Raw genomic sequence first — 26,557 nt, forward strand, 5'->3', positions numbered from 1 at the left:
CATCCCTTCGCCCCCAGAGTCAACCCCGAGGCCCTAACGACACCCGCCCCACGGAAGTGACGCCCGGGTCAGGACAGCCGATCCCGGCTCAGGCCGGGTCCTCCGCGGAGTCGGGGCGGATCTCGATGCGGTCCGGGGCCAGGTCGACCGCCACGCGGTGTTCCATGCCCAGGGCCTCCAGGAACTTGTACGGGAGCTGCACACGGCCGGTCCGGTCCAGCATCACGTACTCGCGCTCGCTCACCGACTCCGCGCCGTGCTCGTCCGTGACCGTGCGGCGCAGCACCTCGCTGCTGGTGCGGCCGTCGCGGATGGCCACCGTACGGCGGACCTCGCCCGCGACGAGCGGGTCGTGCGTCACGATGACGACCGTGGCGCCGAGCTCCCGGTTCACGGTGCGGAACGCCTCGAAGATCGCGGCGCCGGTCTCGGAGTCGAGCTCGCCGGTGGGCTCGTCCGCGAGGAGGACCGGCGGGTTGTTGGCCATGGCGACGGCGACGGCCACGCGCTGCTGCTCGCCGCCGGACAGCTGGGCGGGGCGGCGGTCGGCGAGGTGGCCGATCCCGAGTGCTTCGAGGAGGTCCGCGACCCGGGCGGCATGGCGTTTCGCCGCACCGCGCCCCATACCGCCCTTCAACTGGAGCGGCACCGCGATATTCTGAGCTGCCGTCAGAAAGGGCAGGAGGTTGCGGGCGGTCTGCTGCCAGACGAAGCCCACCGCCTCGCGGCGGTAGCGCAGGGTGTCCTTCGCGGACATCTCGAGCAGGTTGTAGCCGCCGACGGTCGCGGTGCCCGCGGTGGGCACGTCCAGACCCGCCAGGATGTTGAGCAGGGTGGACTTGCCGCTGCCGGAGGCACCCACGAGGGCCACCAGATCCCCCTGGGCGACGGTCAGTTCCAGCCCCTGCAGGGCCTGTACCTCGATGCCGTCGCTGCTGAAGATCCGGACCAGGCGGTCGCAGGCGATGGCCGTGTCCGCCCCGATGCTCCGGGGCTCGGCGGCGGCCAGGGCCCGCCGGCGCAGCTCTTCGTAGGTCGGCTGGTCGCTGTTCAACGCTGGTCTCCCGCTCTCAAGTCGGTGGTGATCTGGCGCCGCCCGGTCACGGCCGCCTCGGCGAGCACGGCCGCCGCGACCAGCCCGGCCAGGATCAGGGCCTGTGTCAGCACGGGCCGCACGGCCGGCCGTACGCCGGTGTGCGCACGCGAGCCCACCAGCGCGGACAGGTCCACGGCCGGACCCAGCAGGGCCACGGCGGCCGCCGCGACCAGGGCGCCGCCCAGTGCGGCGGCCAGGGCCTGGGGCAGTGCCTCCGTCAGGATCAACGCCACGCCCTGCCGGGGACGCAGCCCCATGGTGCGCAACCGCGCGAGCAGCGCGGCCCGTTCGGGAGCGGCCCGGACCATGGTGAGCAGGACGGCCAGCAGGGCGAGGCCCCCCGCGCCGGCCACCGACGCCCAGAACAGCCGGGCCGCCGAGCGCCCCAGCGGGTCGCGCGCCAGCCGGGCCTTCTCGTCGGCGCTGGTGTGCACGGCCCAGCCATCGAAGGTGGGGCTATGGGGCGCGGCGCGGACCAGCTCGTCCAGCGCGGCCTTGTCGGGGGAGCCGAGGGCGAACCACCGGGTCGGGCGGGCCGTCTGGGCGATCGCCGCCGTGGCCGGGCCGGCCGGCAGGACGATGAAGGAGCCGCCGACGCCCGGCAGGGCGGGCGTGCCCTCGACCACTCCCGCCTCCTTCACCGGCAACGCCCCGGCGTTGTCGAGGCGCAGCTCGTGCGGGCCGGAACCGGCCAGCCGGGCGAAGTCGCGGCTGAACAGGGCGGGTACGGGCGCTCCGGCACCGCCGCCCGCCAGCCGGGCCGGATCGAACTCGCCCCACCCCACGGCCCGGGCCAGCTGCGCGTACGCCACCGGGTCGGCGACGACCACCCGCACCTTGGTGGAACCCTGCTCGGTGCCGAAGACGAACGCGTCGTCGTCCGTCCACACCGGTACGGACAGCCGCACCCCGGGCAGTGCGGCGGCGGCCTCGAGGAGGGATTCCGGCAGGATCTGCCCGTAGGGCGCGGTGACCTGCGCGTCGCCGCCCACGTTCACCCGCGCCACCTCGGTCCTGGCACTGTCCACGGTGGCGAGGACGGCGGCCCCGAAGCCTCCCGTGGTGATCGCGAGCAGCAGGGCGACCACCGGCAGTACGGAGGGGCGTCGCCGGCCGCCGGTGCCGCGGCCGGCCCGGGCCAGCCCGAGGAAGCCGATGAGTCCGGACCGCCGTCCGGCGAGCCAGGCCAGCGCTCCGACGAGGGCGGGTACGAGCCGTGCCAGCACCAGGCCGCCGCACAGGGCGAGCAGCAGCGGGGCGGCGACCAGCAGCGGGTCCACGCCCTCCCCGGCCGGGGCGACCCCGCGCAGCCGGACCTCGAACACGGCGGCGGCGGTCGCGACGAGGACGAGCAGCTCGCCGGCCAGCCGGCGCCGGGGGCGCGGGCCGCGCCGCGCGGACAGCACCACGGCGGCCCGTACGGGGAAGGCGAGCAGCGCGAACAGCGCGGCGGCCGACGCGGCGAGCAGGGTGGCCGTCCACCGCGGGGTCGGCAGCAGCAGTACGGCCAGCGCGGTCGCGAACGCGGCGGCCGGCAGGACGGTGACCGCACCCTCGCCGAGCAGGCGGAGTAGGATGCCGCGGCGGGACCCACCGCGGGCGTGCAGTAGCCGCAGCTCGGCCTCGCGGCGGTCCCCGGTGAGCGCGCCGGCCAGGCAGAACACCACGACGGCCACCCCGGCGACCCCCGCCGGGCCGATCGCGGCCAGCGGCGCGGCAGCCGCCTCCCGGGCCCGGGCCTGGGTGAACAGCACCGGCAGCCCGGAGCTGATCCGCAGCCTGGGCCGGCCCGTGGCCTGCGCCAGGTCGGTGGCGGTCCGCCCGGCCGTATACGCCGCGATCCGGTGCCCGACGGTGGCCAGTTGATCGGCCCGGAGCACGTCCGTGTCCACCGGGAGCCGCCAGAACTCCTCGGCCTTCCCGCCCCACGTGCCGAGCCGGCCGAGCGCGTCCGGCCCGACGAGGGCGGCGGCCTCCCAGTACATCTCCGGCAGGGCAGCGCGGGTGTACCGCTGACAGGCGTGCGTGGGGCAGGGCAGGTCGGTCCAGAAGACGTCCGCCTCGTCGTGCGCGGCGTAGAGGCCGACGACTTCGGCGCTCATGCCGTCCGAGGTGCCGGAGGAGCTCTGCAGCACCGTGCCGACCTTGGCACCGAGGGTCTGCGCAGTCTGTTGCGGCAGCGCGACGGGGATCGGGCCGTCGGGCGTCCCGCCGCCCGGCCAGCGCCCCTCCACCAGGCGTACGTGCTCCTCGGCCCCGTGCACGTGCATCAGGTGGAGAATCGGCGCAACTTTCTCGGGGCGGGCCAGTTCGGGATTGTCGAGGGAGCGCGGCTTGACGCCCCGGGCGCCGTACACCGGCCCGCTCGGCGCGATGCCGTATCCGGGGCCGGTCCGGGCGAGCAGGGCGGCCAGCGCCGTGTCCAGGCCCTCCGGGCTCTGCGGCCCGTCCTGCGCGGGGGAGGTGACCAGCACGCTCGTCGCGCTCGCGCCGCGGTCGTGCAGGAAGGAGCGCAGCCCCTGATCGGCGCCGCGGTCCATGGCGCGCGGCAGGGCGGCCGACAGCAGCACGGTGACGAAGGCCAGCGCGGCGGCGAGCAGGGCGGTCAGCGGCGCCGCACTCAGCCGGGTACGCACCCAGGGTGCCGGGCGGATGCCGGACCCGGGCGGGGTGCCGGGCCGGGCACCGGGCGCGGTGCCGGGCGGGGACTCGGGCGCCGTGCCGGCGTCCGGTGTGGCCGGGCTGGTCATATCTCCTCCACGTACCGCAGCCGGGCGGCCACATCTCGGTCACGTCGGCCGCCGGCCAGGGCCGACAGCAGCGGCAGCACGGCGATCGCGACGGCCAGCAGCAGCGTCCGGCCGTCCGGCAGATCCACCACCACAGACGGCAGCGGGCGGCGGCCGGCCGGCGTCAGCACCATCAGCGGTACGACCAGGTGCACGATCGCGGCGCCCAGCCCCACACCCACGGCACTGCCGAGGCCTACCAGGAGCAGACTCTCGGCGGCAGTCGTGCGGGCCAGGCTCCGCCGGGGCGCACCGAGGGCCGACAGCACGGTGAACTCCCGGGTCCGCTCCCGTGCGGCTGCCGCGGACGAGGCCGCGAAGCCGATCGCGGCCAGGACCGCACACGCGACGGCGAGGGCGGCCAGCGCGCTCTGCGGGCCCGCGCTCAGCGGATCGTCGAGCAGTTCCGTGGCCACCTCCTCGCGCAGCTGCACCTTCTGCAGGCCGGCGCCGGAGCGCAGTTCGGCGGCAGCTTGTGCAGGGCGCGGATCGTCGGCGGAGGCCGCCGGGAGCCACCATTCGGTGGGCGGTGGGAGCGCGCGCCCGTTCTCCGCGGCGAACATCCGGCCCAGGGCGGCCAGATCGACGGCCAGCGCGGTGTCTCCGGCCACGGGCAGCGAGCTCACGGCCGCGGTCACCCGGACCCGCAGGTTCGAGACGCCGAACCGGACGGGGATCGTATCGCCCACCTTCGCTCCCACGGCGTCGAGGTAGCCGGGCGTGGCGATGCCGGGGAGCTCGCGGGCGGCCGGCGGCATGGCGGCGGGGTTCAGCATGATGCCGGCGCCGCCCAGGGCGTCGGCCCCGCCGCGGTAGCTCATCCGCAGCAGCTCCGAGCCGTCGGTGGCGCCCGGCAACTGCGCGGCGGCGGCTCCGTCCTTGAGGGCCGGCGCCGACAGCTTCCAGCCGGCCGTCGCGGACGGGGGGAGGGGGACGGCTGCGCCGCTCGCCGTGTCGGAGGCGGAGATCCGGCGGACGGCCAGCTCTCCGGCGGACACCCGGAACTCCCCGGGTTCCGGCATCAGGGCGGAGTATCCGACCGCCATGCCGACGAGGCTCAGCGGCGCGGCGGCCGACCCGACGGGGGCATCGGTCAGGGCGCCCAGATGCGCGGAGAGGGTGGCCTCGCCGTCGGCGGGGATCGTCATCATCGGTGTCCGGAAGGTGAGGCCGAACCGGTCGCGCAGCAGCAGCGAGATGCCGGGGTTGCTGCCTTGCTGCCCGCGCAGCGTCACGTCGACGTCGATCCGCACGGGTGTGCCGGGCAGTACGACACCGCCGGCAGCGGGCGTGCCCGCGTCGGCGGCGAGCGGGGTGAACAGTTCCGCCATCGGGCGCCCGTCCCGCAGATCGGCCCGCAGCGGCACCCGTTCCGCCACGGCCCCGGCGTCCAGCGCGAGCAACTCCGCGGGAGTCCCGCCCACCAGTTCCTGCTGCTCGCGGATCACCGGGATCACCCGCTCGCCGCCGGGCAGCGCCGAGTACCGGCCGCCCTGGCCCATGGCCGACAGATCGGCCCCGGATATCCGCAGCCCGCCCGCGGTGGCGAACTCGGCCTGGTCGCGCTGGGAGGCGGACCACGCGCTCTGCTGGCCGAGGGCCAGGACCCCGCTGGAGACGGCGAGGACGAGGAGCAGCACCGGCCCGGTGGCGCGACCGGGCCGCCGGGCGAGCTGCCAGCCGACCAGCGCCGGGCCGAGGCCGCGTCCGCGGGCCGCCAGCCGCCCGCCCAGCCGGGCGGCGGCGAACGGCAGCAGCCGCAGCACCAGCAGGGTGCCGGCGCACAGCGCGAGGCTCGGCGCGGCGACCAGCACCGGGTCGATGCCCAGAGCGCCGGACGCGCCGGAGCCCCCGGGCCGGCCCGACCCGTGCCCGGCGTCGTTGTACCGGGACAGCTGCTGGTAGGCGAGGGCGGCCAGCACCACCAGCGCGAGGTCCGCCCCGGAACGGGTGGCGCGCGCGGTGAGCACCTGCCGGCCGCGCGCACGGCGCAGGGCCGCGGCCGCCGCGCCGCGCAGTACGGCCGGCAGCGCGGTCAGCAGGACACAGGCGAGGGCGCAGCCCGCCGCGACCGGCCACAGCAGCCAGGTCCCGGAGCTGTCCAGCGGCACCCGGGACAGCGGGCCGAAACCGGCGAGCAGCCGCAGCAGCGGAGGGGTGAGCAGAGGTGCGAGGACGGCGGTCGGCAGCGCGAGCAGCAGGCCTTCCGCCGCGGTGAGGGCTCCGAGGCGGCGCCGGGAGGCCCCGCGAGCGGCGAGCAGCAGGCGCTCGGTCTCCTGCCGGTCCGTCAGGAGGTGGGAGACGAGCAGCAGTGCGGCCGCGGCCAGGACAGCGAGCTGCAGTGCGCCGACCAGCAGCGTGGACCGGGCGACCAGCAGCCCGGACTCCAATTCGCCCAGCAGCTCCGGAAGTTCGGTCCTGGCGTGGAGCCCCGAGGCGCCGGCGAGGGCGTCCGCCGCGCCGGTGGCGCGGGCCCGGAGCGCCCTGGTCTCGGCGACGCGAGCGGTGGCGAAGTCGGCGGTGAGGAGGGAGTCGCGGCTGTTCTGCACGAGCCCGCCGGCGCCGAAGACGGTGTCGTCCACGAGCAGCGGTCCGAACGTGGTGAAACTGCCGACCTGGAACTCCCGGCCGCCGAGCGGGTCGAGCCGCCAGTACGCGGCGTCGGGGTCGGCCGCGCGGTACACGCCCGTGATCACCACGGTGAGCGGGGCGCCGCCGTACCGGTCGTCGAGGCGCACCTCGGCGGGGAGCGCGCTCTGCGCCAGCCCTAGCCGGGTCAGGGCCGCCTGCGGGACGGCCGCCTGCACCCGGCCGCCCGGCGCCGCGGCCGGCTCGGGCCACTGCCCGGAGACCAGGCGTACGCGGTCCCGGGCGAGGGTCGCGAGCAGGGTCAGGTCGGCGTCCCGGCCGGGGGCGCGTACGCCGGGCAGCCCGTACGAGCGGCTGCGCGCCACGCTCTCGACGGTGACCGGCAGCCTGCCGAACACCTCGTCGGAGAAGGCCCGTACGGCCTCGTCGTCCTTGCTGCGCGAGGCCGCCGGATGCTCGCCGGCGACCAGGACGGTGGTCCGGGTTTGGCCCGGTGCCTGGAGCGCCCGGCGCAGCCCGGCCTCGCCCACGCCGCGGTTGAACGCGAGCAGTGCCGTCAGCACGGTCGTGGTGATCAGTACGGTCAGCAGTACGGCGGCGGCGAGCGGCAGGCGCCCCCGGAGCCGGCGCACGACGAAGCCGAGCATGTGCCGTTTTCCTCCCCCATCCGGACCGATGGCACCGGATAGCGGACGATGCTGTCAGATTCGAATGCAGAGTGGAAGGGACCGGAAGGGACTTGCGCGAATGATGTGACGGATGAGCAAATTCGAAGGGGCGGGATGTCAGACGGTGTCCGCCGGGCCGATTCCAGGGGGATCCAGACCATGACGCAGCATCAGAACGGCATGTCAGCACCCATGGTGGCGGTGCAGGACCTCCGCCGGAGCTTCGGCAGCGGCCCCCGGGCCGTCCACGCGCTGCGCGGGGTGTCGTTCGAGATTCGCCGCGGCGAACTCACCGCGCTCAAGGGCCGGTCCGGCTCCGGCAAGACCACCGTGCTCAATCTGGTCGGCGGCCTCGACACCCCGACCGGCGGCACGGTCACGCTCGACGGCACCGATCTCGCCGGGCAGGACGAGGCCGCACTGCTCGCCCTGCGCCGCGACCGGATCGGCTTCGTCTTCCAGTCCTTCGGGTTGATCCCCGTACTGACCGCCCTCGAGAACGTCGGCATCCCGATGCGGATGCGCAAGGTACCGGCGCAGCAGCGCGAGGAGCGCGCCCGTACCCTGCTGGCCCTGGTGGGTCTGGCCGACCACATGGACCAGCGCCCCGGCGAGCTCTCCGGCGGCCAGCAGCAGCGGGTCGCCGTCGCCCGCGCCCTGGCCAACGAGCCCGCGCTGATCATCGCGGACGAGCCGACCGGCCAGCTCGACTCCGAGACCGGCCGCTCGATCATGCAGCTGCTGCGCGCGGTGGTGCGCAGCGAGGGCGTCACCGTCCTGGTCGCCACCCACGACCAGAGCCTGATCGAACTCGCCGACCGGGTGGTGGAGTTGCGCGACGGCCGGATCGTCGACGGCCCGGGCGCCTGAGCGGCGGGGCCGAGCCAGCATCAGGGCGCGCGGAACCGCTGCGGCGGGCCACGCGTTCCAGAGGTGCCGACCGGCACCGGTTCGCGAGGGGGGGGACACCGATGATGCTCCGCCGCACTGTCGCACAGCATGCCTGCACGGCCGCCGTGACCGTGACCGCCGCCGTACTGCTCACCGGCTGCGGGCGGCGCGCCCCGGCCGCCGCGGATCCCTGAGCAGGTCCGTGAGCAGGTCCGTCATCACGTCGACCGGAAGGGAAGGGTTGGCGGCCGCCGCCCGCGCCACCTCGGGATCGGCGTCGGTGAGCAGGCCGACGAGGACCTCCGCGGGCAGGGCCGGGTGACCGGCGGCGCGCGGCCGGGCCCTCTCGTCGGCGAGAGCGGGCAGGAGCGCCTCGGCCGTCGCGTGCAGATGGCCGGCGATCTCGCGGAAGACCCGCCGCACCGGCGGATCGTGCCGGGCCAGGTCCACCAGCAGGGCCGGCGGGGCGTCCGGGTTGGCCGCCACCCGCGCGAGGACCCGTACGCCGTGCAGCCGGCGAGGGATGCCGCGGCGGCCGTCGGCGTGGCCGGGTTCCGCGCGGCCTGCTGCCGGATCTCGTGCAGGGTAGATTCGTGCCCGCCCGCGCACGCCGCGCCGCCGCGCAGGTCGCAGTCCGTCCGGGGGCAGTTCGGATGGTGCGTGAAGGGGATCTCCTCACGGTCGCAGACCAGGCAGGAGCGGGCCGGAGCGAGCCCCTCGCCGGTGATCAACGCGGCCAGCGCAGCGGGCGGCGTCGCCTCGTTGGAAGCGGCGTCCCTGCGCACCTCGGCATGCGGATGCGCCGCGAGGCGTGCGGCGATGGACGGCTCGGTCGTCGAGAAGGCCAGCTCGGCGACCACCTCGACATCCGGATCGGCAGCCAGCGTCTCCAGTACGTCGAGCGGCAGACCGGGCCGGGAGGCCAGCCGCCGGCGGATCTGCCGGTCCGGATGGGCCGCCAGCAGGCGGGCCCAGCCGGGCGGTCCGGCGCCCTCGTCCAGCAGGGCGAGGGCCACCGCCGGCCGGGCCGCCGGGTCCACGTCCGCGGCGTCCAGCAGGCCCGCGTGGGCGAGATGGAGCGCGGCGTCTTCGTCGCTCGCGGCGAGCGCGGCCACCCGGGCGGGCCCGAGGTCCGTGCGTTCGCCGAGGGCCTGGGCGAGGTCGGCATCGTCCTCGTCCGGGCCCGTGTCCGCGTCCGAGGCCGAACGCGCGAGCAGCCCGGCGATCAGCCGGTCGAGCAGCTCGGCCGGCAGCGCCGGGTTGGCGGCGAGACCGGACAGCAGGTGCCCGGTCACCGCTCCGCCGCCTCCACCAGCAGCCGCCCCGGCTCGGTCAGGGTGGCTCCGCGGGTGCTGCGCACCGCCACCGGGTGGCCCAGACTCCGCTCCGGCAAGGCGATGTGCTGCGAGACGGCCGACGGGGTCAGCCGCAGGGACCCGGCCGCCTTGTTGAAGCTGCCGTGCTCGGCGACGGTGCGCAAGATACGCAGCCGCTGCACATCGATCATCAGTTTTCCTTCATACCTGTTCAGCAGGTGATCGGTTCTGCTGGGGACGATACAGCGGCACAGTCGAAGCCATGCAGAAGATTCTCGTGATCGGCGGAAGCCGGTACTTCGGAAGGCACCTCGTCACCCTCCTGCGCGATGCGGGCGACGAGGTCACCGTCCTCAACCGCGGCTCCGCCGCTGCGCCGCCCGGCGTGCGCCGTCTCGTCGCCGACCGCGACGACGCGGCGCAGCTGCTCGCCGCCCTGGGCGCGCGCACCTTCGACACCGTCGTCGACCAGGTCTGCTACACACCCCGGCAGGCCGCCGTCGCCCGCCGGGTCTTCGCGGGCCGGACCGCGCGGTACGTGATGACCTCCACGATGGAGGTGTACGACCCCGCGCCGCCCAACCCCGAGGCCCGCGCCTACGCCGAGGGCAAGCGGCAGGCCGAAGCCGTCCTCCAGGGTGCACCGGAGACCGTCGGTCCCGAGGGCGGCGGTCCCGCGCCGTTCGGCTTCGCCGCCGTACGGACCGCGCACGTCCTCGGCGGCGGCCGGGAGGAGTTCACCGGGCGCCTCGCGCACTACGTCGGGCGGATCGCCGCCGGAACCCCGGTGGACGTCCACGCAGCCGCGTACGCCACCTCCTTCATCCACCACCGGGAGATCGCCCGCTTCCTGCAGTGGGCGGCCGGGCAGTCCTTCACCGGGGTGGTCGACGCCGCCTCCCACGGAGCGCTCGATGTCCTCGGGCTGTGCGAGCTGGTCGCCGACCGGGTCGGCCGGCCTGCTCGCCACCGGGTCGTCGAACAGGGCGCCCCCGCCTCGCCGTTCTCCTTCGACCGCTCCTACGCCCTGGACAACAGCCGGGCCGCCGGCCTGGGTTTCGGCTTCGGCCGGGTCGCGGACTGGCTGCCCGGGGCGATCACCGAGGAGCTCGCCGAGGCGGCCCGCTGACCACTCACCCGTCGCCCGTACGGCGCTCCAACGGGGTGGCTACCGCCGAGTTGCTCACACTGAACGTGACGCTTCCCGCGCGGTAGCGGTCGTCCGTCCACTCGATCGGGCGACCGGTGGCGGTGGCGGAAACGTGCCGCTGGCGCAGCAGCGGGCTCCCGCGCCGGATCTCCAGGAGCCGGGCATCCTCGCTGCCGGCCGGAAGGGCGTCGATGAGGTGCTCGCCGTAATGGGCGACGATCCCGGAGTCGTTCGCGAGGCCGTCCATCACCGAGCGGACGTCGTCCGGCATCGCCTCGACCGCGGCCGCGACCCAGTCGGCGTACGCGGTCCGCTCCACCATGGTGGGCTCCCCGTCGAGGAGCCGCAGCCGCACCACGTAGAGGATGACGGTGCCCGGCGCGAGCGCGAGCCGCTCCGCCTCCTCGGCGGTGGCCGGCCGGCGGGTCCGGGAGAGGAAGCGGCTGGTGACCTCTTGGCCGAGCCCCTCGGCCCACTGGGCGAAGCTGTTCAGTTCGCCGAAGCTGTGCCGGCGCTCGTGGCGCAGAACGATCCTCCGGGCGCCCTGCCGGGAACCGATCAGCCCCTCCGCGGCGAGCGTGGCCACCGCCTGCCGGACGGTCCCGCGCGAGGCCGACCAGCGCGCGGCCAGATCGCTCTCCGAGGGCAGCTGGGCGCCCACGGCGTACTCGCCGGACAGGATCGCCGTACGCAGTGCCTCGGCGATCTCCAGATACCGGACCGTGCCCATTCCGTGCCGCCCCCTTGCTGTCGAATCTGCCGACGACCGTAACCCGAAGTGCCTGCCAGCTTAGGCCTCGAAGATCATTACACCCCTCCTGTCACGTCTTCTTTCGGTCATTCTCGTCTCTTCGTCGAGCCGTGCCCCACGGTCCAGGCTCCGTTCATCGTCCGTACAGGGAAGCCGGGCGAACTGGAGCCAACTTGTTCAGACAAGTAGACCCCCGTCAGGAACCCGTCTCCGGGAGAGACCGTGCTCAGTTCCTCCGCCCGCCGTGGTGCAGCCGTACTGCTCAGCGCCGCCTTCCTCACCACGCTCAGCGCGTGTGGCGCCGCTCCCGACCAGGCCGCCGGTGCTGCCGACGGCAAGTCCAAGGTCCAGCCGGGCGCCGCCGCCTCGCTCGCCGACCTCGGCGGCATGGACGCCCTCGTCGCGGCCGCCCAGAAGGAAGGCCAGCTCAACGTCATCGCGCTGCCGCCGGACTGGGCGAACTACGGCGAGATCATCAAGGCCTTCGAGGCCAAGTACAAGATCAAGGTCAACAGCGAGAACCCGGACGCCTCCAGCTCCGACGAGATCGCCGCCGTGAAGTCCCGCAAGGGCCAGAAGCGCGCCCCCGACGTCATGGACCTCGGCATCGCCTTCGCGCGCAGCGGAGCCGGCGAGAACCTGTTCGCCCCGTACAAGGTCACCGCCTGGGACAAGATCCCGGCCGGCCAGAAGGACGCCGACGGCCGCTGGTACAACGACTACGGCGGCTACATCTCCATCGGCTGCGACGCGGCCAGGATCCCGAACTGCCCGACGACCTTCGCGGACCTGCTGAAGCCCGAGTACAAGGGCAAGGTGGCCCTCAACGGCAACCCGACCAAGTCCGGTTCGGCCTTCGGCGGCGTCTACGCGGCCGCCCTCGCCAACAAGGGCTCCTTCGCGGACATCCAGCCCGGCATCGACTTCTTCGGGCAGCTGCGCAAGAGCGGGAACTTCATCCCGGTCGAGTCCACCCCGGCCACCGTCGAGAAGGGCGAGACGCCCATCTCCATCGACTGGGACTACCTGAACGCCGGCTACGCCGAGCAGTTCAAGGGCAAGGGCGTCGACTGGAAGGTCGCCGTACCCACCGACGGCGTCTACGCCCAGTACTACTCGCAGGCCATCAACAAGGAGGCCCCCAACCCGGCGGGCGCCCGCCTGTGGATGGAGTTCCTGTACAGCGCCGAGGGCCAGAACCTGTGGCTGAAGGGCCACGCCCGCCCGGTCCTGCTCCCGGTCATGACCCAGGACGGCACCGTCGACAAGGACGCCGCCGCCCAGCTCCCGCAGATCCAGGGCACCCCGGCCTTCCCCGCCTCCGCGGAGCTGGACAAGGCCAAGGCCACCCTCGCCGAGAAGTGGGACAAGGCCCTCTCCTGATGTCCCCCTCCACCCCCGCCTCCCACTCGGAGGGCACCGCCGGCGGCAGCACCAGCCGCCGCCGGCGGCGCGGCCCGCGCACCTGGCTCGCCGCCCTCCCGCTCCTCGTCTTCACCGGGCTCTGCTTCGGCGTCCCGCTCGGCGCCATCGCCTTCGGCGCGGTCACCCGGACCGACCCGTCGAGCGGCGCCACCCGGCTGACCGGCGAGCACCTCGCGCGCTCGCTCCAGGGGCCCTACCTCGGCTCGCTCATCGGCAGCGTGCAGCTCTCCGCGCTCACCGCACTGATCGGCGGCGTGCTCGGGGTCCTGATCGCCCAGGCCGTGGTCACCTCCCGGTCCCAGGCCCTGCGCAGTGCCGCGCTGACCGCCTCCGGTGTCCTCGCCAACTTCGGCGGCGTACCGCTCGCGTTCGCGTTCATCGCCACCGTCGGCATCTCCGGAGTCGTCACCCAGCTCGCCGACCTCACGAGCCTCGGCTGGAGCCTGTACTCCTTCACCGGCCTCGCCGTGGTCTACCTGTACTTCCTCATCCCGCTCATGGTGCTCGTGATCGCCCCGGCGCTGGACGGGCTGCGCCCGCAGTGGCGCGAAGCCGCCCAGAACAACGGGGCCACCGGATGGCAGTTCTGGCGCCACGTCGGACTGCCCGTCCTGGCGCCCTCGCTGCTCGGCGGGTTCGTGCTGCTCTTCGGCACCGCGTTCGCCGCGCACGCCACGGCCGCGGCCCTCGTCGGCGGCTCCGTACCGCTGGTCACGCTGAAGATCGCCGACGCGTTGTCCGGCAACGTACTGACCGGACAGGAGAACGTGGCGCTCGCCCTCGGCCTCGACATGATCCTGATCGCCGGCCTCGTCATGGCGGTCTACCTGCCCCTCCAGCGACGGAGCGCCCGATGGCTGCGATGACCCCGACGCCCGCACCGACCGCCCCGGACACAGGGGCGGCGCCCGCCGGCTCCACGGCGCAGGCCCCGGCCTCCCGGCCGCGCCGCCGCCCCCGTCCCCGGGTCTGGCGCGGAGCCGTACTCCTGCCGGCGGGCGCGTACTTCCTCGTCCCGCTCATCGCCTCCTTCGTCTTCACCGTGCACGTGCCCGGCCAGGGCATCAGCTTCGAGGCGTACACCCAGCTGCTCTCCGCCGACGGGTTCACCGAGAGCATGCTGCTCTCCCTCGGGCTGGCCGCCGCCACCATCGCGCTGTCGCTGCTCCTCGCCGTACCCGCGCTGGTCGCCGTACGGCTCGGCTCGCCGCGGCTGCGCCCGGTCGTGGAGGTGATGTGCATGCTGCCGCTGGTGGTCCCGCCGATCGCGCTGGTCACCGGTATCACCACCGTGCTGCGCTGGGGCCCCGAGCACCTGTCGCGGACGCCGTTCTACCAGACCTTCCTGGCCGTGCAGAACGAGCAGTTCCCCGTCGTCCTGGTCCTCGCGTACACCGTGCTGGCGCTGCCCTTCGTCTACCGCTCGCTCGACGCGGGACTGCGCGCCATCGACGTGCCGACGCTCGTCGAGGCGGCCCGCAGCTGCGGGGCGAGCTGGCCGTACGTGGTCCTGCGCGTGCTGCTGCCCAACCTGCGGTCCTCCCTCGCCGGAGCCGCCTTCCTCACGCTGGCCCTGGTCCTCGGCGAGTTCACCATCGCCTCCCTGCTGGGCTTCCGGCCCTTCGCCGTGTGGATCGTCACGATCTCCGGAGCCCACGCCCGGATGTCGGTCGCCGTCTCCATCCTCAGCCTGCTCATCACCTGGCTGCTGCTGCTCGTCCTCTCGCGGGCCGGGACCAACGCCGCCACGGTGTCCTCCGCCCCCAGCACGTCCCCCACCTCCCGCAAGGAGTCCTGACCTCCATGTCCACCACCCTTCCCGCGGCCAGGAAGCCCGAGGAGCCCGCGAACTCCGCGACCCCCGCGGGCGCGCGCGTCGAATTCCGCGGCCTGCGGCGGGCGTTCGGGTCCACCGTCGCCCTCGACGGGCTCGACCTGACCATCGAGCCGGGCGAACTCGTCGCCCTGCTCGGCCCGTCGGGCTGCGGAAAGACCACCGCCCTGCGCGTGGTCGCGGGCTTCGAACAGCCCGACTCCGGTGAAGTCCTGGTCGACGGCGAGGACATCACCCGCGTACCGGCCAACCGGCGCGACGCCGGGATGGTCTTCCAGTCGTACAGCCTCTTCCCGAACCTCAGCGCCCGCGACAACGTGGCCTTCGGCCTGCGCGTACGCAAGGTCGGCGCGGCCCAGCGCCGCGAGCGGGCCGCCGAACTCCTCGACCTGGTCGGCCTGCCGGACCACGGCGACCGCTACCCGCACCAGATGTCGGGCGGCCAGCAGCAGCGCGTCGCACTCGCCCGCGCCCTGGCACTGCGCCCGCGCGTGCTGCTGCTCGACGAGCCGCTCTCCGCGCTCGACGCCAAGGTACGGGCCAACCTGCGCGACGAGATCCGCCGGCTCCAGCTCTCCCTCGGCATCACCACCGTGTTCGTCACGCACGACCAGGAGGAGGCGCTGTCGATGGCCGACCGCGTCGCCGTCCTGAACGCCGGCCGCCTCGAGCAGTGCGCGGCCCCGGCCGAGCTGTACGAGCGCCCCGCGACGCCGTTCGTCGCCGAGTTCGTCGGCACCATGAACCGGCTGCCCGGACAGCTCACCGACTCCGGCCTGGTGGAGGTGGCCGGCACCCGGCTGCCCGTCGACGGCCCGGTCCCGACGGCGACGCGGGAGGTGGAGGTGCTGGTCCGGCCCGAGAACGTGACGGCGACCGCCGACCCCGAAGGCACGGCCACCGTGGTCTCCGCGTCCTTCTTCGGCGCGGTGACCCGGCTCCACCTCGAACTGCCCGGCGGCACCTCCGTCAAGGCGGACCTGCCCTCGCGGGACGCGGGCGAGCTGGCGCCGGGTGCGCGGGCCGCCGTCGGCCTGGCCGAGCGTCCGGTGCTCGTCGTGGCCCGGTCCGCGTGACCGGCCTCGCCGCCGTCCTGTTCGACATGGACGGCACCCTGGTCGACACCGAGGTGCTGTGGTGGCGGACCACCGAGCGGATCGCGCAGGGCCTCGGCCACGAACTCACCGGCGCGGACGCGCCCGAGGTCGTCGGCCGGGCCGTCGAGGACACGGCTGCCCACCTCGTACGGGTCTCCGGAGGGGGAGATCCGTCCGAGGTGGCGCAGGCCCTGACCGCGGACTTCTTCCGCCGGGTGGAGGCCGGGGCGCCGATGCGGCCCGGCGCCCAGCGCCTGCTGACCGCGCTCGAGGCCGAGGGCGTGCCCTTCGCCCTGGTCAGCGCCTCGCCGCGGCTGGTCGTCGACTCGGTCGTCGGCGGTTCGCTGGCCCATGTCCCGTTCGCGTTCACCCTGTCCGCCGACGACACGGACCGGACGAAGCCGCACCCGGACCCGTACCGGGCGGCCGCCGACCGGCTCGGCGCCGCGGTACGGGACTGCGTGGCGGTGGAGGACTCGCCCGACGGGGCGGCCTCCGCGGAAGCCGCCGGGTGCGGGGTGCTGGTGGTCCCGTCGCTGCTGGAGGTGCCGGCCTCACCCGTACGGACCTTCGCGCAGTCCCTGGAGGACGTGACTCCGGACCTGCTGCGGCGCTGCCTCGCCGGGGGTGTTCCGCGGCAGGACCGTCAGGAAACCAGGCCGAGCAGCTCCACGACGCCGTCCACGTAGGCGGCCGACACGGAGCCCGGAGCGGCGGCCGCCGTGTGGCGCAGCGAGGGCAGAGCGGCACGGACGAACGCCGCGCACTGCCCGTACAGCCCGGCCTCGTGCGAGGACCCGTCGTCCTCGGTGCCGAGCAGGGACAGCAGGGTCCACAGCAGCGCCTCGCGGGTGGCCAGCCGCGGCGGGCCCGCCGACCAGACGGCCATCAGCACCCCGCACACCGCCGGAGCGGGCGGGTGCAGATGCCCGGACAGGAAGGCGTGGCCCTCCAACGCGCGGAAGGCGGCCGGGTGTCCCTCGGCCACCGCCCACAGGGTGTCCACGAGATGCCCCGCGCTGCGGCCGCAGCCGCACGTGACGATCTCCCAGTCGTGCCGGGCGATCTCCGCCCCCACCGCGTCGGGCACCAAGGGGCTGCTGCGCGGCTTGTCCGTCCCTCTCATGCGAGCAGTATGGGGATCGGGGACCGGACTGACCAGGGGGTTCCGCCAGTCGGAACGGCCTCGTGACCAGGGGCGGGAGCGGGGACCGGACAGAGTTCCGGATCATGGCCGGAACCGGATCGCGGGGGCCCACGTCTGAGACCCCGTGTGGATGAAACGAAGAATTGCCGCCCTGCTGCTGGCCCTGCTCGCGACACAGCTGGGATCCCTGATCAGCCCGGCCTACGCCTGCGGCTGCGGCGCGATGATCCCCGAGGGCTACGCCCGCATCGGCGTCGAACGGGAGACCTCCGTCGTGCGCTTCGACGGCCGTACGGAACAGATCGTGATGCGGTTCGTCGTCCGCGGGGACGCCCCGCGAGCGGCGTGGATCATGCCGGTACCCGGGCGGGCCACGGTGGAGCTGGGCGACGGGGAGATGTTCCGGCAGCTGACCTGGCTGACCCGGCCGCAGTTCAAGACCCGCAGCTACTTCTGGCCGCGCGACCGGGACTGGCCGTTCTCCTCCGGTACGGGCGACTCCGTCGGAGCCCCGATGCCCGGCGCGGGCGACCCCTCGGTCGGCGTCGTCGGCCGTGAACAGCTCGGCGACTTCGACGTCGCACGCCTCACCGCGACCGATCCCGACGCACTGCGCAACTGGCTGGAAGCCAACGGCTTCAAGCTGCCCGAGGGCCTCGCCGCCGAGCTGAAGCCGTACGTCGACCAGAAGTGGGAGTACGTCGCCGTACGCCTCGCCCCCCGGCAGCAGGGAAAGACCCTGACGGGCACCCTCGACCCGCTGAAGATCCGCTTCGACAGCAACCGGCTGATCTATCCGATGCGGCTGTCCCGGCTGGCCAAGACCCCGCAGTCCCTCGGGCTGTACATCCTGGCCGACCACCGCATGGAGCCCGCCTCCCCGATCGGCGGCGCCAAGCCGAAGGTCACCTTCGCCGACACGGTCACCCCGGAGGGCGGCCTCGCCACGCTCACCGGCGGCAAGCCGGCGTTCCTGACGGCGATCGACCAGGAGTTCCCGGAGCCGGGCCGCATCGACGGCGACCACGAACTGCGCGCCACCGCCGCCGACACCCCGTACCACAAGGTGATCTACACCGGCGAACTACTCACCGTCGGCGGGATCCCGGCCTGGCTGCTGACCGTCGGGGCCGTCCTCGTCGCCCTCGCGGCGGGCACCTTCACCCTGCTCCGACGCAGGTCCCGCAGTACGAGCGCCTGACCGACCCGGCGCACAGCGCGGCCGCGGCACCGGGATCGCCGAGAACCCGGTGCCGCGGCCGCCCCGTACCAATGCGCTCGGCTGGATCTACACCGGCCGGGGCGGCTGCGTCCGCCAGAACGCGCACTGGTGGTCCGACCCGAACGAGGTACCGGTCCGCGTCGCCGCGGGGTTGAGCGTGAGCACCGTGACAGTGGCCCCGGCCCCCGCCGCCGGCCACGCCGTCTGCCCCGGCACCGCCGGGACGCCGTAGCGCGCGAACGCACCCCAGTAGCGCTTCATCCGGGTCGCGAGCGCGACCTGCTCCGCGGTCAGCGGCCGGTCGCCCATGGTGAAGTCGTGCAGATAGGCCAGCTCCGCACTGTGCGCATTCGACTCGTCGAGACCGGGTACCTGCGCCCCTGCCAGCGTCGGCGAGTTCGGGTCGTCGAACTCATAGAGATACGTGGGCACTTGGGAGGCGAACAGCTGCGCCGTCCACGCCGTCTGGCAGGCGAACGTCGAGTCCGTCGTGACCGCAGACAGCGCCAGGTACGGGGACCCGTACGCCGACACCGGATACCGGGCGAGCACCTCCGGGCCGGCCGCCCCGTACCCCGCCAGGACCTGCGCGGTGTACTGCTCCTGCGTCAGGTACGGCTGGGTCAGCGCGACGAACAGGCGCGCCTCGGAGCGGGTGCTCCCGATCAACACCGGCACCTTGTTCCAGCGCCCGCTCCCGATGGCCGTCGCCGGATCAACCGGCAGCAGCCCGTCACCGGACGCAGGACCCGAGGTGGGCACCGTACGGGCCGCCTCGACCAGCGCCGCCCCGGAAGCGGCCCGCAGGCACCCGGCCAGCGCGGCCGTCTCCGTACAGCCCGCGGCCGCGGCGAAAGCCCGCGCCTGCGACTCGGCCCGCGCGCCGTCCGGCGGACGCAGCAGTGTGCACGGCCCGCTCTGCAGCACCGCCCGGTGGAACAGCCCGGCCGCCGACGGCGCGGCCAGCAGGGAGCAGACGGAACCGCTGCCCGCCGACTGCCCGGAGACCGTGACGTTCCCGGGGTTCCCGCCGAAACCGGCGATGTTCTCCCGGGTCCAGCGCAGCGCCGCCATCTGGTCCATCAGCCCGAAGGAGCCGGAGCGCTGCGCATTCTCCCCGGTTATCTCGGGCAGCCCGAGATAACCGAGCTGCCCCAGCCGGTAGTTGATGCTGACCACGACACTGCCGGTCAGATCGGCCATGGTACGGCCGCCGAACTGCGTGCCCGTGCCCTGGCTGTACGCACCCCCGTGCATCCACACGATCACCGGCAGCCGGGCTCCGGCGTGGGCCGTGCGGGGCCGGTACACGTCGAGGTACAGGCAGTCCTCGCTGACGGCCTGCGGATCACGCAGCCCGAACGGCGAGAACTGCAGGCACGCCGGGGCCTGTTGGACAGCCTCCCGGACCCCGGTCCAGCGGCGTGGCTGCTGCGGCGCGCGCAGCCGCGCGTCCCCGACCGGGGGAGCGGCGTAGGGGACGCCGAGGAACTCCTGGGCGCCGGAGCCGTCGTCGTGCCGACCGCGCAGCACGCCCTGCGCGACAGTGGCCTGCGGGCGCGCAGACCCGCCGGACGAAGCCGCCGTGGCCGCCGCTGCGGGGAGCGCCGGGGTGAGCAGGGCCGCCAGCGCACATGCGGCGGCGAGCAGCGACCGTGCCGTACGCGGCCGCCTCATGGGCGGAGCCCGGCGATGAGGGCCGAGGTGACCGCGAAGTCGGCCGGCCCGGTGTTCCAGTCGGCGTTCATCGGGCTGATGGCGATCTTGTCGGCACTCACCGCCTCCACGTCACCGCCCTTGGCGGCCGGCTGCGGGCGGAACTGCACGTTCACCTTCCAGGTGCCGTCCCCGGAGTCGGTGAAGTCCGGCTGGAGCGGGGCCTGCGGGTCCTGGAAGGTCGCGGCCACACCGGCGGCGGTGCCCTTGCCGTCCGCTCCGACGATCGGGTGGTTGATGTTCAGGCCGACGCCCTTCGGCAGCAGCGGGCCCGACCTTGCCCGGCTGCGCAGCCGGTCGATCAGCTTCACGGCGAAGTCGACGGTGGGGCCCATCGCATTGACGGTGGCGGTGGGATCGGGAACGGCCAGTCCGCCGGTGCTCAGCGCGATCGCCGGGACGCCGCTCTCGAGGGCGGCGACGGCGCCGCCGACCGTACCGGAGTGGGTGGCGAGACCGGCCACGTTCGGGCCGAAGTTGGTGCCGGAGACCACCAGGTCGGGGGCGCGTCCCTCGAAGACCTCGGAGAGTCCGAAGGCGACGGAGTCACCGGGCGTGCCGTCCACGGCCCACACCTTCGGCTCGGGGTGTTTCACCGCGATGGTGGGGGCGCTCATCATCTTCGTGCCGGCGCCGCTCTGGTTGGTGAGCGGGGCGACGATGGTGACGTCGTGCCCGGCGGCGGTCAGCCGCTCGAACGCCTTGCGGATGCCGGGCGCGTTGTAGCCGTCGTCGTTCGTGAGCAGGATCCGCAGCGGGGCCGCGGGCGCCGCCGTACTCGCTGCGGGCGCGGTCTGCGGCGAGGCGACCGCGGGCGCCGTACCCGCGAGGGCTGCGGTGCACACGATGAACACGGCCGGCGGCAGAACTCGCTTGCGTCTCACAGAGAACTCCTTGGAAGGGGAGGGGAGGGAGGCGAGGGTGCGGTACGGGTGGTGCGAGGAGGGTGTGGTGCAGGACCGGCGGGCGCACGACCCTCGGCATGCGCCCGCCGGAGTTCGAGCCGGGCCGCCGCGATGCGGCAGCGGCGGCCCGGGGATCAGCGCACGCTGCGGATCGGGAGGATGGCGAGTGCGCCGATCAGCGAGAGGGCCCCGCCGACGAGGAAGAGCGGGGTGTATCCGCCGAGGGCGGTCACCACGGCCGAGGCGACGAAGGGGGCGATGATCTGCGGCCCGGCGTTCGCGACGTTGAGGACGCCCATGTCGCGGGCGGCGTCCTCGGCCCGGGGCAGGACCAGGGTGACCAGTGCCGTGTCGACGGCCATGAAGCAGCCGAACGCGAGCCCGTTGAGCGCGCTGAAGACGAGCATGCCGGTCCAGGTGGGGCTGATGACGGGGACCACCATGACGAGCCCGGCGAGGGCGGCCGAGACGCCGACGAACACCTTGCGGCGGTCCCACCGGTCGGACAGCATCCCGCCCACCACGGTCGAGACGGCCATCGCGACCATCGACACGGGGGTGAGCACCGCCATCGCGGCGGGCGGGGTCAGCCCGGAGGGCAGGCTGATGTGGTCGTCCAGGATGTACAGCTGGTAGCCGACGACGGAGAAGTAGCCGAGGACCATCAGGGCCCGGCCGATGAACGCCCACCGGAAGTCGTGGTTCGCCAACGCCGAGAGGAACGCGGCGAGTTGGGCCCGCTTCGGGGCGGCGGCCGGGGCGGGACCGGTACGCGGGACGTCCCGGCACAGGAGGGTGAGCAGCAGTGCGGAAGCGGCGACGATCGCGCCGAAGACCAGGTATCCGGTCTGCAGGTGGTCCGCGGTCTTGGAGGCGATCAGCACCCCGACCGTGCCGCCGATCGGCAGGCCCAGCCCGACGAGCGCGGACGCGGTGCCGCGCCGGGTGACGGGCACCCGGTCGGGGACGATCGCGGTGACCGCGGCCTGGTAGACGTTCATGGTCGCCTGTACGAGGCACCAGCCGATGCCGACCAGCAGCGCGGTGGTCGCGTATCCGACGAAGGCCAGGGCGGCGAGCGAGGCGAAGGCGCCGCCGAGGATCCACGGGTTGCGGCGGCCGCTGCGGTCGGAGAGCGCGCCGGCGATCGGGTTGAAGGCGGTCGCGAAGACCGCGCTGATCCCGCCGATCACACCGAGTACGGCGACCTTGTTGGCGGGGTCGATCTCCGCGACCTGAGTGGGCAGCAGGATCGATCCGACGCCCATGTAGACGGCCAGCAGGGCGGAGTTCGCGACCAGCAGCAGGGGCAGGAGCGTGCGCTGGCGGGGAGGTTCGGGATCCGCCGGGGCGGGCGAATCGATCAGTTCGTTCTGGGCCATGACGACTCCTCGGGGGACGGGGCGAGAAGGGGGTGCGGAGGCTCGGCGCGGGGGCCCGTGGCGGAGAGGGGTGCACCGTGCGTGGGGCTGCGGCGAGGTGCCGCCGCCCGGGGAAGGCTCGGCGGGCGGCTGTGGTTCACGTGATGTTGTTACACGTGTCACCTTCGGCGCTTGGACACTGTGTAGCACCCATTTCGGGGCGTCGCTAGAGGTTGAGTCGTGGCGATGTGCGGATCGTGACCGACCGGCAAGTAACTCTGCGAGGACGTGTAACCATCACCTCAAGGCCACTGAGCAGGGCTGTTGTGTCCGGAATCCCTCTTGCGCTTGTGGCGACGGTCACGCATCCGCAATACTCCGTGCCGCATCGCGACGACTCCCGTCGCCGCTCACCGCTCACCGCTCACCGCAAGAGCCTGAGGCCGACGTCCCCGTTCCCGGGCCCCCGTTCCCGGGCCCCCGGCTCGAGCCCCCCGGCCCCCCGGCCCCCCGGCCCCCCGGCTTTCCGCCCCCTGTGAAGCCCTCCTCCGCCTGTGCCTGCTCTCCGCGTGCCCCCACCGCCTGGGGAGGCCACCGTGAAAGGCCTGCCATGCCACGTTCCTCCGCCGTGCCCCGGTCCGGGCACCGCGCATCCCCGCCCCTGATCCCCGCTCCCCGGCACCACCTCCCGGCGGCCCCGCCCCGCCATGCGGTCGCCGCCGGCGCCGGCCTCCTGCTCGGGTCGCTGCTGATCGGCCTCCTGCTCTCGGTCGGCGAACGCCCCGTCTTCCAGGGGCTCGACGACGGCTGGGCCGCGTCCATGAACGGCTCGCGCGCGGACGCCCTCACCGGCCTCGCCACCGTCTTCGACCGGCTCGGCGGCCCGCTCGGCACGGTCCTGCCGCTCGGTCTGACCGGCTGCCTCTGCGTCTACGGGCGCTGGCGGTCCGGGCTGTTCGCCCTCACCGCCGGCGTCGTGGCGAACGTCCTCCTGGTGCTCCCGCTCAAGCAGCTCGTCGACCGTCCCCGCCCGTCGCATCCGTGGGTCCTGGTCAACGACGGCTCGTTCCCGTCCGGCCAGGTGTTCAGTGCCGTGACGCTGATGTTCGTGGCCGCCGTCCTGGTGTTCCCGCCGCGGGCCCGCCGCTGGTGGTGGCTCTTCGCGGCGCTGTACGTCGTCGCCATGATGGGCAGCCGGACCTGGCTGCACGCGCAGTGGCTCAGCGACACCGTCGCCGGGGCGCTGGCCGGCGCCGGCAGCTGCATGCTGCTGTGGAGGGCGTTCGCACCGCTGCTGCGGATCGAGGCCGAGCGGGTCGCGGCCGACAGCCTGTGGCTGTGAGGGCCGTAGGCCAACGGCATATCGAGAATCATTGACGGTCGTCCAGGAATCGCCATATTCTCGTGTTCGGGGCCGGCGTGCGTCCACCGCACCGCCGGCCCCGGAGCGACGAAGGAAGGGCCCCATGGCACACACCGAGAACCGCACCCCGCCCCCCGTGGTCGACCTCCCCGCAGGCCGACTGCGCGGCGCGATCGAAGACGGGCTCTCCGTCTTCCGGGCGGTCCCGTACGCCGCACCCCCCGTCGGCGACCTGCGCTGGCGGCCCGCCCGGCCGCATCCCGGCTGGAGCGGCACGCGCGACGCGAGCGCCGACGGCCCCAGTGCCCCGCAGATGTACGTGGAAGGCGGCGACCCGGTCCTCGGCGGCCACGGGTCACCCCCCTTCGACGAGGACTGCCTCACCCTGAACGTCTGGACCCCCGCGGCGGACGACGCCCGCCGTCCGGTGCTGGTGTGGATCCACGGCGGCGGCTTCGTCTCCGGATCGGGCTCGCTGCCCGGCTACGGCGGCGAGACCTTCGCGCGGGACGGCGACCTGGTGTTCGTCGGCATCAACTACCGCATCGGGCCGCTCGGTTACCTCCCCCCGGAGGGCGGCGACGGTGACGAGAGCGGCGAGGTGGCCAACCCCTGGCTCTCCGACCAGCTCGCCGCCCTGCACTGGGTGAAGGAGAACATCGCCTCCTTCGGTGGCGACCCGGACCACATCACCGTCGCCGGCCAGTCCGGCGGCGCCGTCTCCACCGCGGCCCTCGCGGGGCACCCACAGGCCGCCGGCCTGATCCGCCGGGTGATCCTGCAGAGCCCGCCGTTCGGGCTCGACCTCCCCGATCCCGACGCGTACCGGGAGCGCACCGAGGCCTATCGGGAGCTGGCTGGCGCCAAGACCGCGCAGGAGCTGCGCGCCCTGGCCTGGCCGGCCCTGATCGGCGCGGCCGGCGGCCTGTTCGCCCGCACGATGCGGTGGGGCTACTGGCCGACGCCGTTCCTGCCCGTCGTCGACGGGGAAACGCTCGAGCGTCATCCGGCACAGGCCCTGCTGCACGGGGCCGCAGCCGGCATCGACGTCATGATCGGGTGGACCCGCGAGGAGGCCAACTTCGGCTTCGGCCTCGACGAGGGGTACGCGGCCGCCACCCGGGAAGAGGTGACCGACCGGATCGCGGAGACCTTCGGGGCCGAGGCCGCCCCCGAGGTCTACGCCGCTTACGAGACGGCCCGCCCCGGCGCCGGTCCGGCCGGTGTCCTCACGGACCTCATCACGGACGAGCTCTTCCGGGTCCCCTCCGTCGGGCTGGCGGAGGCCAGGGCCGGTTCGCAGCACCCCGTCTGGGCCTACCAGTTCGACCTCCCCACGCCCGCGTACGAGGGCCGGCTCGGCGCCGCGCACTGCCTCGAACTCCCCTTCGTCTTCGACAACTTCGAGCAGTGGTCGCACGCGCCCTTCCTCGCCGGGCTCGCCCCCGCCGTCCGCGACGGCCTCGCGCGGACCATGCACCGGGCCTGGATCGCGTTCGTCCGCACCGGCGACCCGAACCACCCCGGTATGCCGCAGTGGCAGCCGTACGGCGCGCAGACGCGGACCACGATGCGCTTCGACTCGGTCGTCACCGCCTTCGACGATCTCGCAGGGCCCTCGCGCCGCCTGCACGAAGCCCGCAGGGGTCAATGATCTAACTCGTGTAACCTGGGAGGAGAGGTATCGGTCGACCCAAGGGAGCATCGAGAACCATGCCCAGGGAGCCCAGGGAGACGAGCACCCCCGCGTCGCCCGTGTCGATCACCAGCGCCGACGTGGCCCGGCTGGCCGGGGTGTCACGCGCCACCGTGTCGTTCGTCCTGAACGACACCCCCGGCCACCGCGTCAGCGAGGGCACCCGCACGCGGGTGCTCGACGCCGCCCGGCAGCTCGGTTACGTACCGCACGCCGCTGCCCGGTCCCTGCGGGCCGGCCGCAGCAACCTCGTCCTGATGCCCGCCTCGATCTCCGCGATCGGCCGGCTCGTCAGCGACTGGGTCGACGACCTGTACAGCGAGCTCGACCGCCACGGCTACACGGCCGTCCTGCACGCGGGCCGCTTCGCCGACCCCCTCGACGCCGCCCGGGCCTGGGCCGAACTGCGCCCGGCGGCCGTCATCGCCCTCGACGGCGACCGCTTCACCGCCCAGGCCGCCGAGCTGCTGAGCCGCGCCGGCGTACGCGCCCTGCTGGCCTTCGCCGCCCGCCCGGTCGAGGGCGTCCACACCATCGGCTTCGACCACGCGGACATCGGCGCGGCCGCGGCCGAGCACCTCATCGCCCGGGGCCGGAGCAGGATCGGCGTGGTCATGCCCCAGGAACGCGGCCTCGGCACCCTCGCCGGCCCGCGCCTCGCCGGGGCCGAGTCGGTCGCGGCCCGGCACATGGCCACGGTGACCCCCGTGGAGCTCGCGTACACCAGGGAGTCCGCGACCGCCCTGGCCCGGCGCTGGCCGAGCCTGGGCCTGGACGCCGTCTTCGCGTACAACGACGAGTACGCGGCGCTGCTCCTGCACGCCCTCCAGGCCGAGGGCATCGCCGTACCGGACGAGGTCGCGATCGTCGGCTCCGACGACCTGGTCCTCGCCTCTCTCCAGCAACCGCCCCTGACGACGGTCCGCCTGGACCTGCCGCCGGCAGCCCGCGTCGCCGACGCCCTCCACGAGCTGATCGAGACGGGGAAGACGCCCCCGGTCCCCGCGATAGAGGCCCTCCTCGTCCACCGCGAGACCTCCTGAGGAACCGCTCTACCGGTGGCGGCGATGTACCGGACGCTCCGGCCACCACCCCGGCGGACATGCGCGGAGCGGCTCAGCCGGGAAACGTGGCCGACCCGGGCCGGGAGTCGTCGCGGGCGCACGCCACGTCACCCGTGCTCGGCAGCAGGGTCCGATGCCCTGCCGAGCGACACGCGACCGGCCCGGGTGCAGGCAGCGCCGGACGTCGGCCGAGCACGATGCACAAGTGACCGGCTAAGCGGCCTCGGGGAAGTGGGGTGCGTTTTCGTGTCGTCCGGTGCGGTGCATCGCAAGGCGGAGCGGCACGCTTGTACTGGACGTACCGGGGTGCTGCGAGACCGCGGCGAGGCGCCGTGCCGGGCGGCGCGGGGGCGTGCCCCACTTCACCGAGGCCGCTTAGTCACAATGCCGTTGATTTATGGCGGTTGGATCACGATGGCGTCGTGTGAGGGCCGGGTGGGCTGGGGCCAGTCGCGGTGGCGGCTGGTCTTGGCCTTG

20 protein-coding genes and 1 pseudogene are annotated in these 26,557 nt (G+C 74.0%); 11 read left to right on the forward strand and 10 right to left on the reverse strand.

What is annotated here, in order from left to right:
• Positions 1-88: 88 nt before the first annotated feature.
• From AB0M76_RS31605 to AB0M76_RS31615, 3 genes are read right to left on the reverse strand one after another with little or no spacing between them, the layout of a single operon-like run.
• A complete protein-coding gene (locus AB0M76_RS31605; protein ID WP_365956158.1) occupies positions 89-1,054 on the reverse strand; it encodes an ABC transporter ATP-binding protein in 966 nt (321 codons plus the stop codon).
• Positions 1,051-3,846, reverse strand: a complete 2,796-nt coding sequence (locus AB0M76_RS31610; RefSeq protein WP_365956159.1) for a hypothetical protein — start codon at positions 3,844-3,846, stop codon at positions 1,051-1,053. Before AB0M76_RS31610 ends, AB0M76_RS31605 begins: the two co-directional genes overlap by 4 nt.
• Complete coding sequence (locus AB0M76_RS31615) at positions 3,843-7,121, reverse strand: ABC transporter permease (protein ID WP_365956160.1); 3,279 nt, start codon at positions 7,119-7,121, stop codon at positions 3,843-3,845. The genes AB0M76_RS31610 and AB0M76_RS31615 overlap by 4 nt, the downstream gene beginning before the upstream one ends.
• A gap of 180 nt (positions 7,122-7,301) precedes the next feature.
• On the opposite strand from AB0M76_RS31615, the gene AB0M76_RS31620 reads away from it, so the two are divergent.
• Positions 7,302-8,012 (forward strand): ABC transporter ATP-binding protein, encoded by a 711-nt coding sequence (locus tag AB0M76_RS31620; RefSeq protein ID WP_365956161.1) that lies wholly within the window; start codon positions 7,302-7,304, stop codon positions 8,010-8,012.
• Between the two features lie 239 nt (positions 8,013-8,251).
• Here AB0M76_RS31620 and AB0M76_RS31625 read toward each other — a convergent pair whose 3' ends face one another.
• Both AB0M76_RS31625 and AB0M76_RS31630 read right to left on the reverse strand, forming a co-directional pair.
• Entirely contained in the window at positions 8,252-9,328 is a 1,077-nt protein-coding gene (locus AB0M76_RS31625; protein ID WP_365956163.1) for a hypothetical protein, read from the reverse strand.
• Between the two features lie 2 nt (positions 9,329-9,330).
• A pseudogene (locus tag AB0M76_RS31630) lies at positions 9,331-9,540 on the reverse strand (LysR family transcriptional regulator); the annotation flags it as partial.
• A 71-nt stretch (positions 9,541-9,611) separates the two neighbouring features.
• Between AB0M76_RS31630 and AB0M76_RS31635 the strand changes: the two are divergent.
• Positions 9,612-10,478 carry an NAD-dependent epimerase/dehydratase family protein gene (locus AB0M76_RS31635; protein WP_365956164.1) on the forward strand — a complete coding sequence of 289 codons (867 nt, stop codon included), beginning with the start codon at positions 9,612-9,614 and terminating at the stop codon, positions 10,476-10,478.
• Between the two features lie 4 nt (positions 10,479-10,482).
• On the opposite strand, the gene AB0M76_RS31640 is transcribed toward AB0M76_RS31635, so the two are convergent.
• The gene (locus tag AB0M76_RS31640; protein WP_365956165.1) at positions 10,483-11,229 is read right to left on the reverse strand and encodes a GntR family transcriptional regulator; all 747 of its coding nucleotides are present in this window, start codon (positions 11,227-11,229) and stop codon (positions 10,483-10,485) included.
• Between the two features lie 279 nt (positions 11,230-11,508).
• Here AB0M76_RS31640 and AB0M76_RS31645 point away from each other — a divergent pair, with 279 nt between their 5' ends.
• From AB0M76_RS31645 to AB0M76_RS31665, 5 genes are read left to right on the forward strand one after another with little or no spacing between them, the layout of a single operon-like run.
• Positions 11,509-12,633 (forward strand): extracellular solute-binding protein, encoded by a 1,125-nt coding sequence (locus tag AB0M76_RS31645; protein ID WP_365956184.1) that lies wholly within the window; start codon positions 11,509-11,511, stop codon positions 12,631-12,633.
• Positions 12,633-13,541, forward strand: coding sequence for an ABC transporter permease subunit (locus AB0M76_RS31650; protein WP_365956166.1), 909 nt, complete (start codon positions 12,633-12,635; stop codon positions 13,539-13,541). Before AB0M76_RS31645 ends, AB0M76_RS31650 begins: the two co-directional genes overlap by 1 nt.
• Entirely contained in the window at positions 13,529-14,473 is a 945-nt protein-coding gene (locus AB0M76_RS31655; RefSeq protein ID WP_365956167.1) for an ABC transporter permease subunit, read from the forward strand. The genes AB0M76_RS31650 and AB0M76_RS31655 overlap by 13 nt, the downstream gene beginning before the upstream one ends.
• Before the next feature lie 5 nt (positions 14,474-14,478).
• A complete protein-coding gene (locus tag AB0M76_RS31660; protein WP_365956168.1) occupies positions 14,479-15,585 on the forward strand; it encodes an ABC transporter ATP-binding protein in 1,107 nt (368 codons plus the stop codon).
• A complete protein-coding gene (locus AB0M76_RS31665; protein ID WP_365956169.1) occupies positions 15,582-16,295 on the forward strand; it encodes an HAD family phosphatase in 714 nt (237 codons plus the stop codon). The genes AB0M76_RS31660 and AB0M76_RS31665 overlap by 4 nt, the downstream gene beginning before the upstream one ends.
• Here AB0M76_RS31665 and AB0M76_RS31670 read toward each other — a convergent pair.
• Positions 16,253-16,732: a hypothetical protein gene (locus AB0M76_RS31670; RefSeq protein ID WP_365956170.1), complete on the reverse strand. Its 480-nt coding sequence runs from the start codon at positions 16,730-16,732 to the stop codon at positions 16,253-16,255. The genes AB0M76_RS31665 and AB0M76_RS31670 overlap by 43 nt on opposite strands.
• Before the next feature lie 151 nt (positions 16,733-16,883).
• Between AB0M76_RS31670 and AB0M76_RS31675 the strand changes: the two genes are divergently transcribed.
• On the forward strand, positions 16,884-17,954 hold the full coding sequence (locus AB0M76_RS31675) for a DUF2330 domain-containing protein (RefSeq protein WP_365956171.1): 1,071 nt from the start codon (positions 16,884-16,886) through the stop codon (positions 17,952-17,954).
• Between the two features lie 87 nt (positions 17,955-18,041).
• Here AB0M76_RS31675 and AB0M76_RS31680 read toward each other — a convergent pair whose 3' ends face one another.
• From AB0M76_RS31680 to AB0M76_RS31690, 3 genes are all read right to left on the reverse strand, one after another.
• On the reverse strand, positions 18,042-19,652 hold the full coding sequence (locus AB0M76_RS31680) for a carboxylesterase family protein (protein WP_365956172.1): 1,611 nt from the start codon (positions 19,650-19,652) through the stop codon (positions 18,042-18,044).
• Positions 19,649-20,575 (reverse strand): 5'/3'-nucleotidase SurE, encoded by a 927-nt coding sequence (surE, locus tag AB0M76_RS31685; RefSeq protein ID WP_365956173.1) that lies wholly within the window; start codon positions 20,573-20,575, stop codon positions 19,649-19,651. The genes AB0M76_RS31680 and surE overlap by 4 nt, the downstream gene beginning before the upstream one ends.
• 155 nt (positions 20,576-20,730) lie before the next feature.
• On the reverse strand, positions 20,731-21,978 hold the full coding sequence (locus AB0M76_RS31690; protein WP_365956174.1) for an MFS transporter: 1,248 nt from the start codon (positions 21,976-21,978) through the stop codon (positions 20,731-20,733).
• 589 nt (positions 21,979-22,567) lie between these two features.
• Here AB0M76_RS31690 and AB0M76_RS31695 point away from each other — a divergent pair.
• From AB0M76_RS31695 to AB0M76_RS31705, 3 genes are all read left to right on the forward strand, one after another.
• A complete protein-coding gene (locus tag AB0M76_RS31695; protein ID WP_365956176.1) occupies positions 22,568-23,299 on the forward strand; it encodes a phosphatase PAP2 family protein in 732 nt (243 codons plus the stop codon).
• Between the two features lie 124 nt (positions 23,300-23,423).
• Positions 23,424-24,974, forward strand: coding sequence for a carboxylesterase family protein (locus tag AB0M76_RS31700; RefSeq protein ID WP_365956177.1), 1,551 nt, complete (start codon positions 23,424-23,426; stop codon positions 24,972-24,974).
• A gap of 59 nt (positions 24,975-25,033) precedes the next feature.
• Complete coding sequence (locus AB0M76_RS31705) at positions 25,034-26,059, forward strand: LacI family DNA-binding transcriptional regulator (RefSeq protein ID WP_365956178.1); 1,026 nt, start codon at positions 25,034-25,036, stop codon at positions 26,057-26,059.
• The last annotated feature ends 498 nt before the right edge of the window (positions 26,060-26,557 follow it).

This window comes from Streptomyces sp. NPDC051364 (assembly GCF_040682115.1).
Taxonomy (GTDB): domain Bacteria; phylum Actinomycetota; class Actinomycetes; order Streptomycetales; family Streptomycetaceae; genus Streptomyces.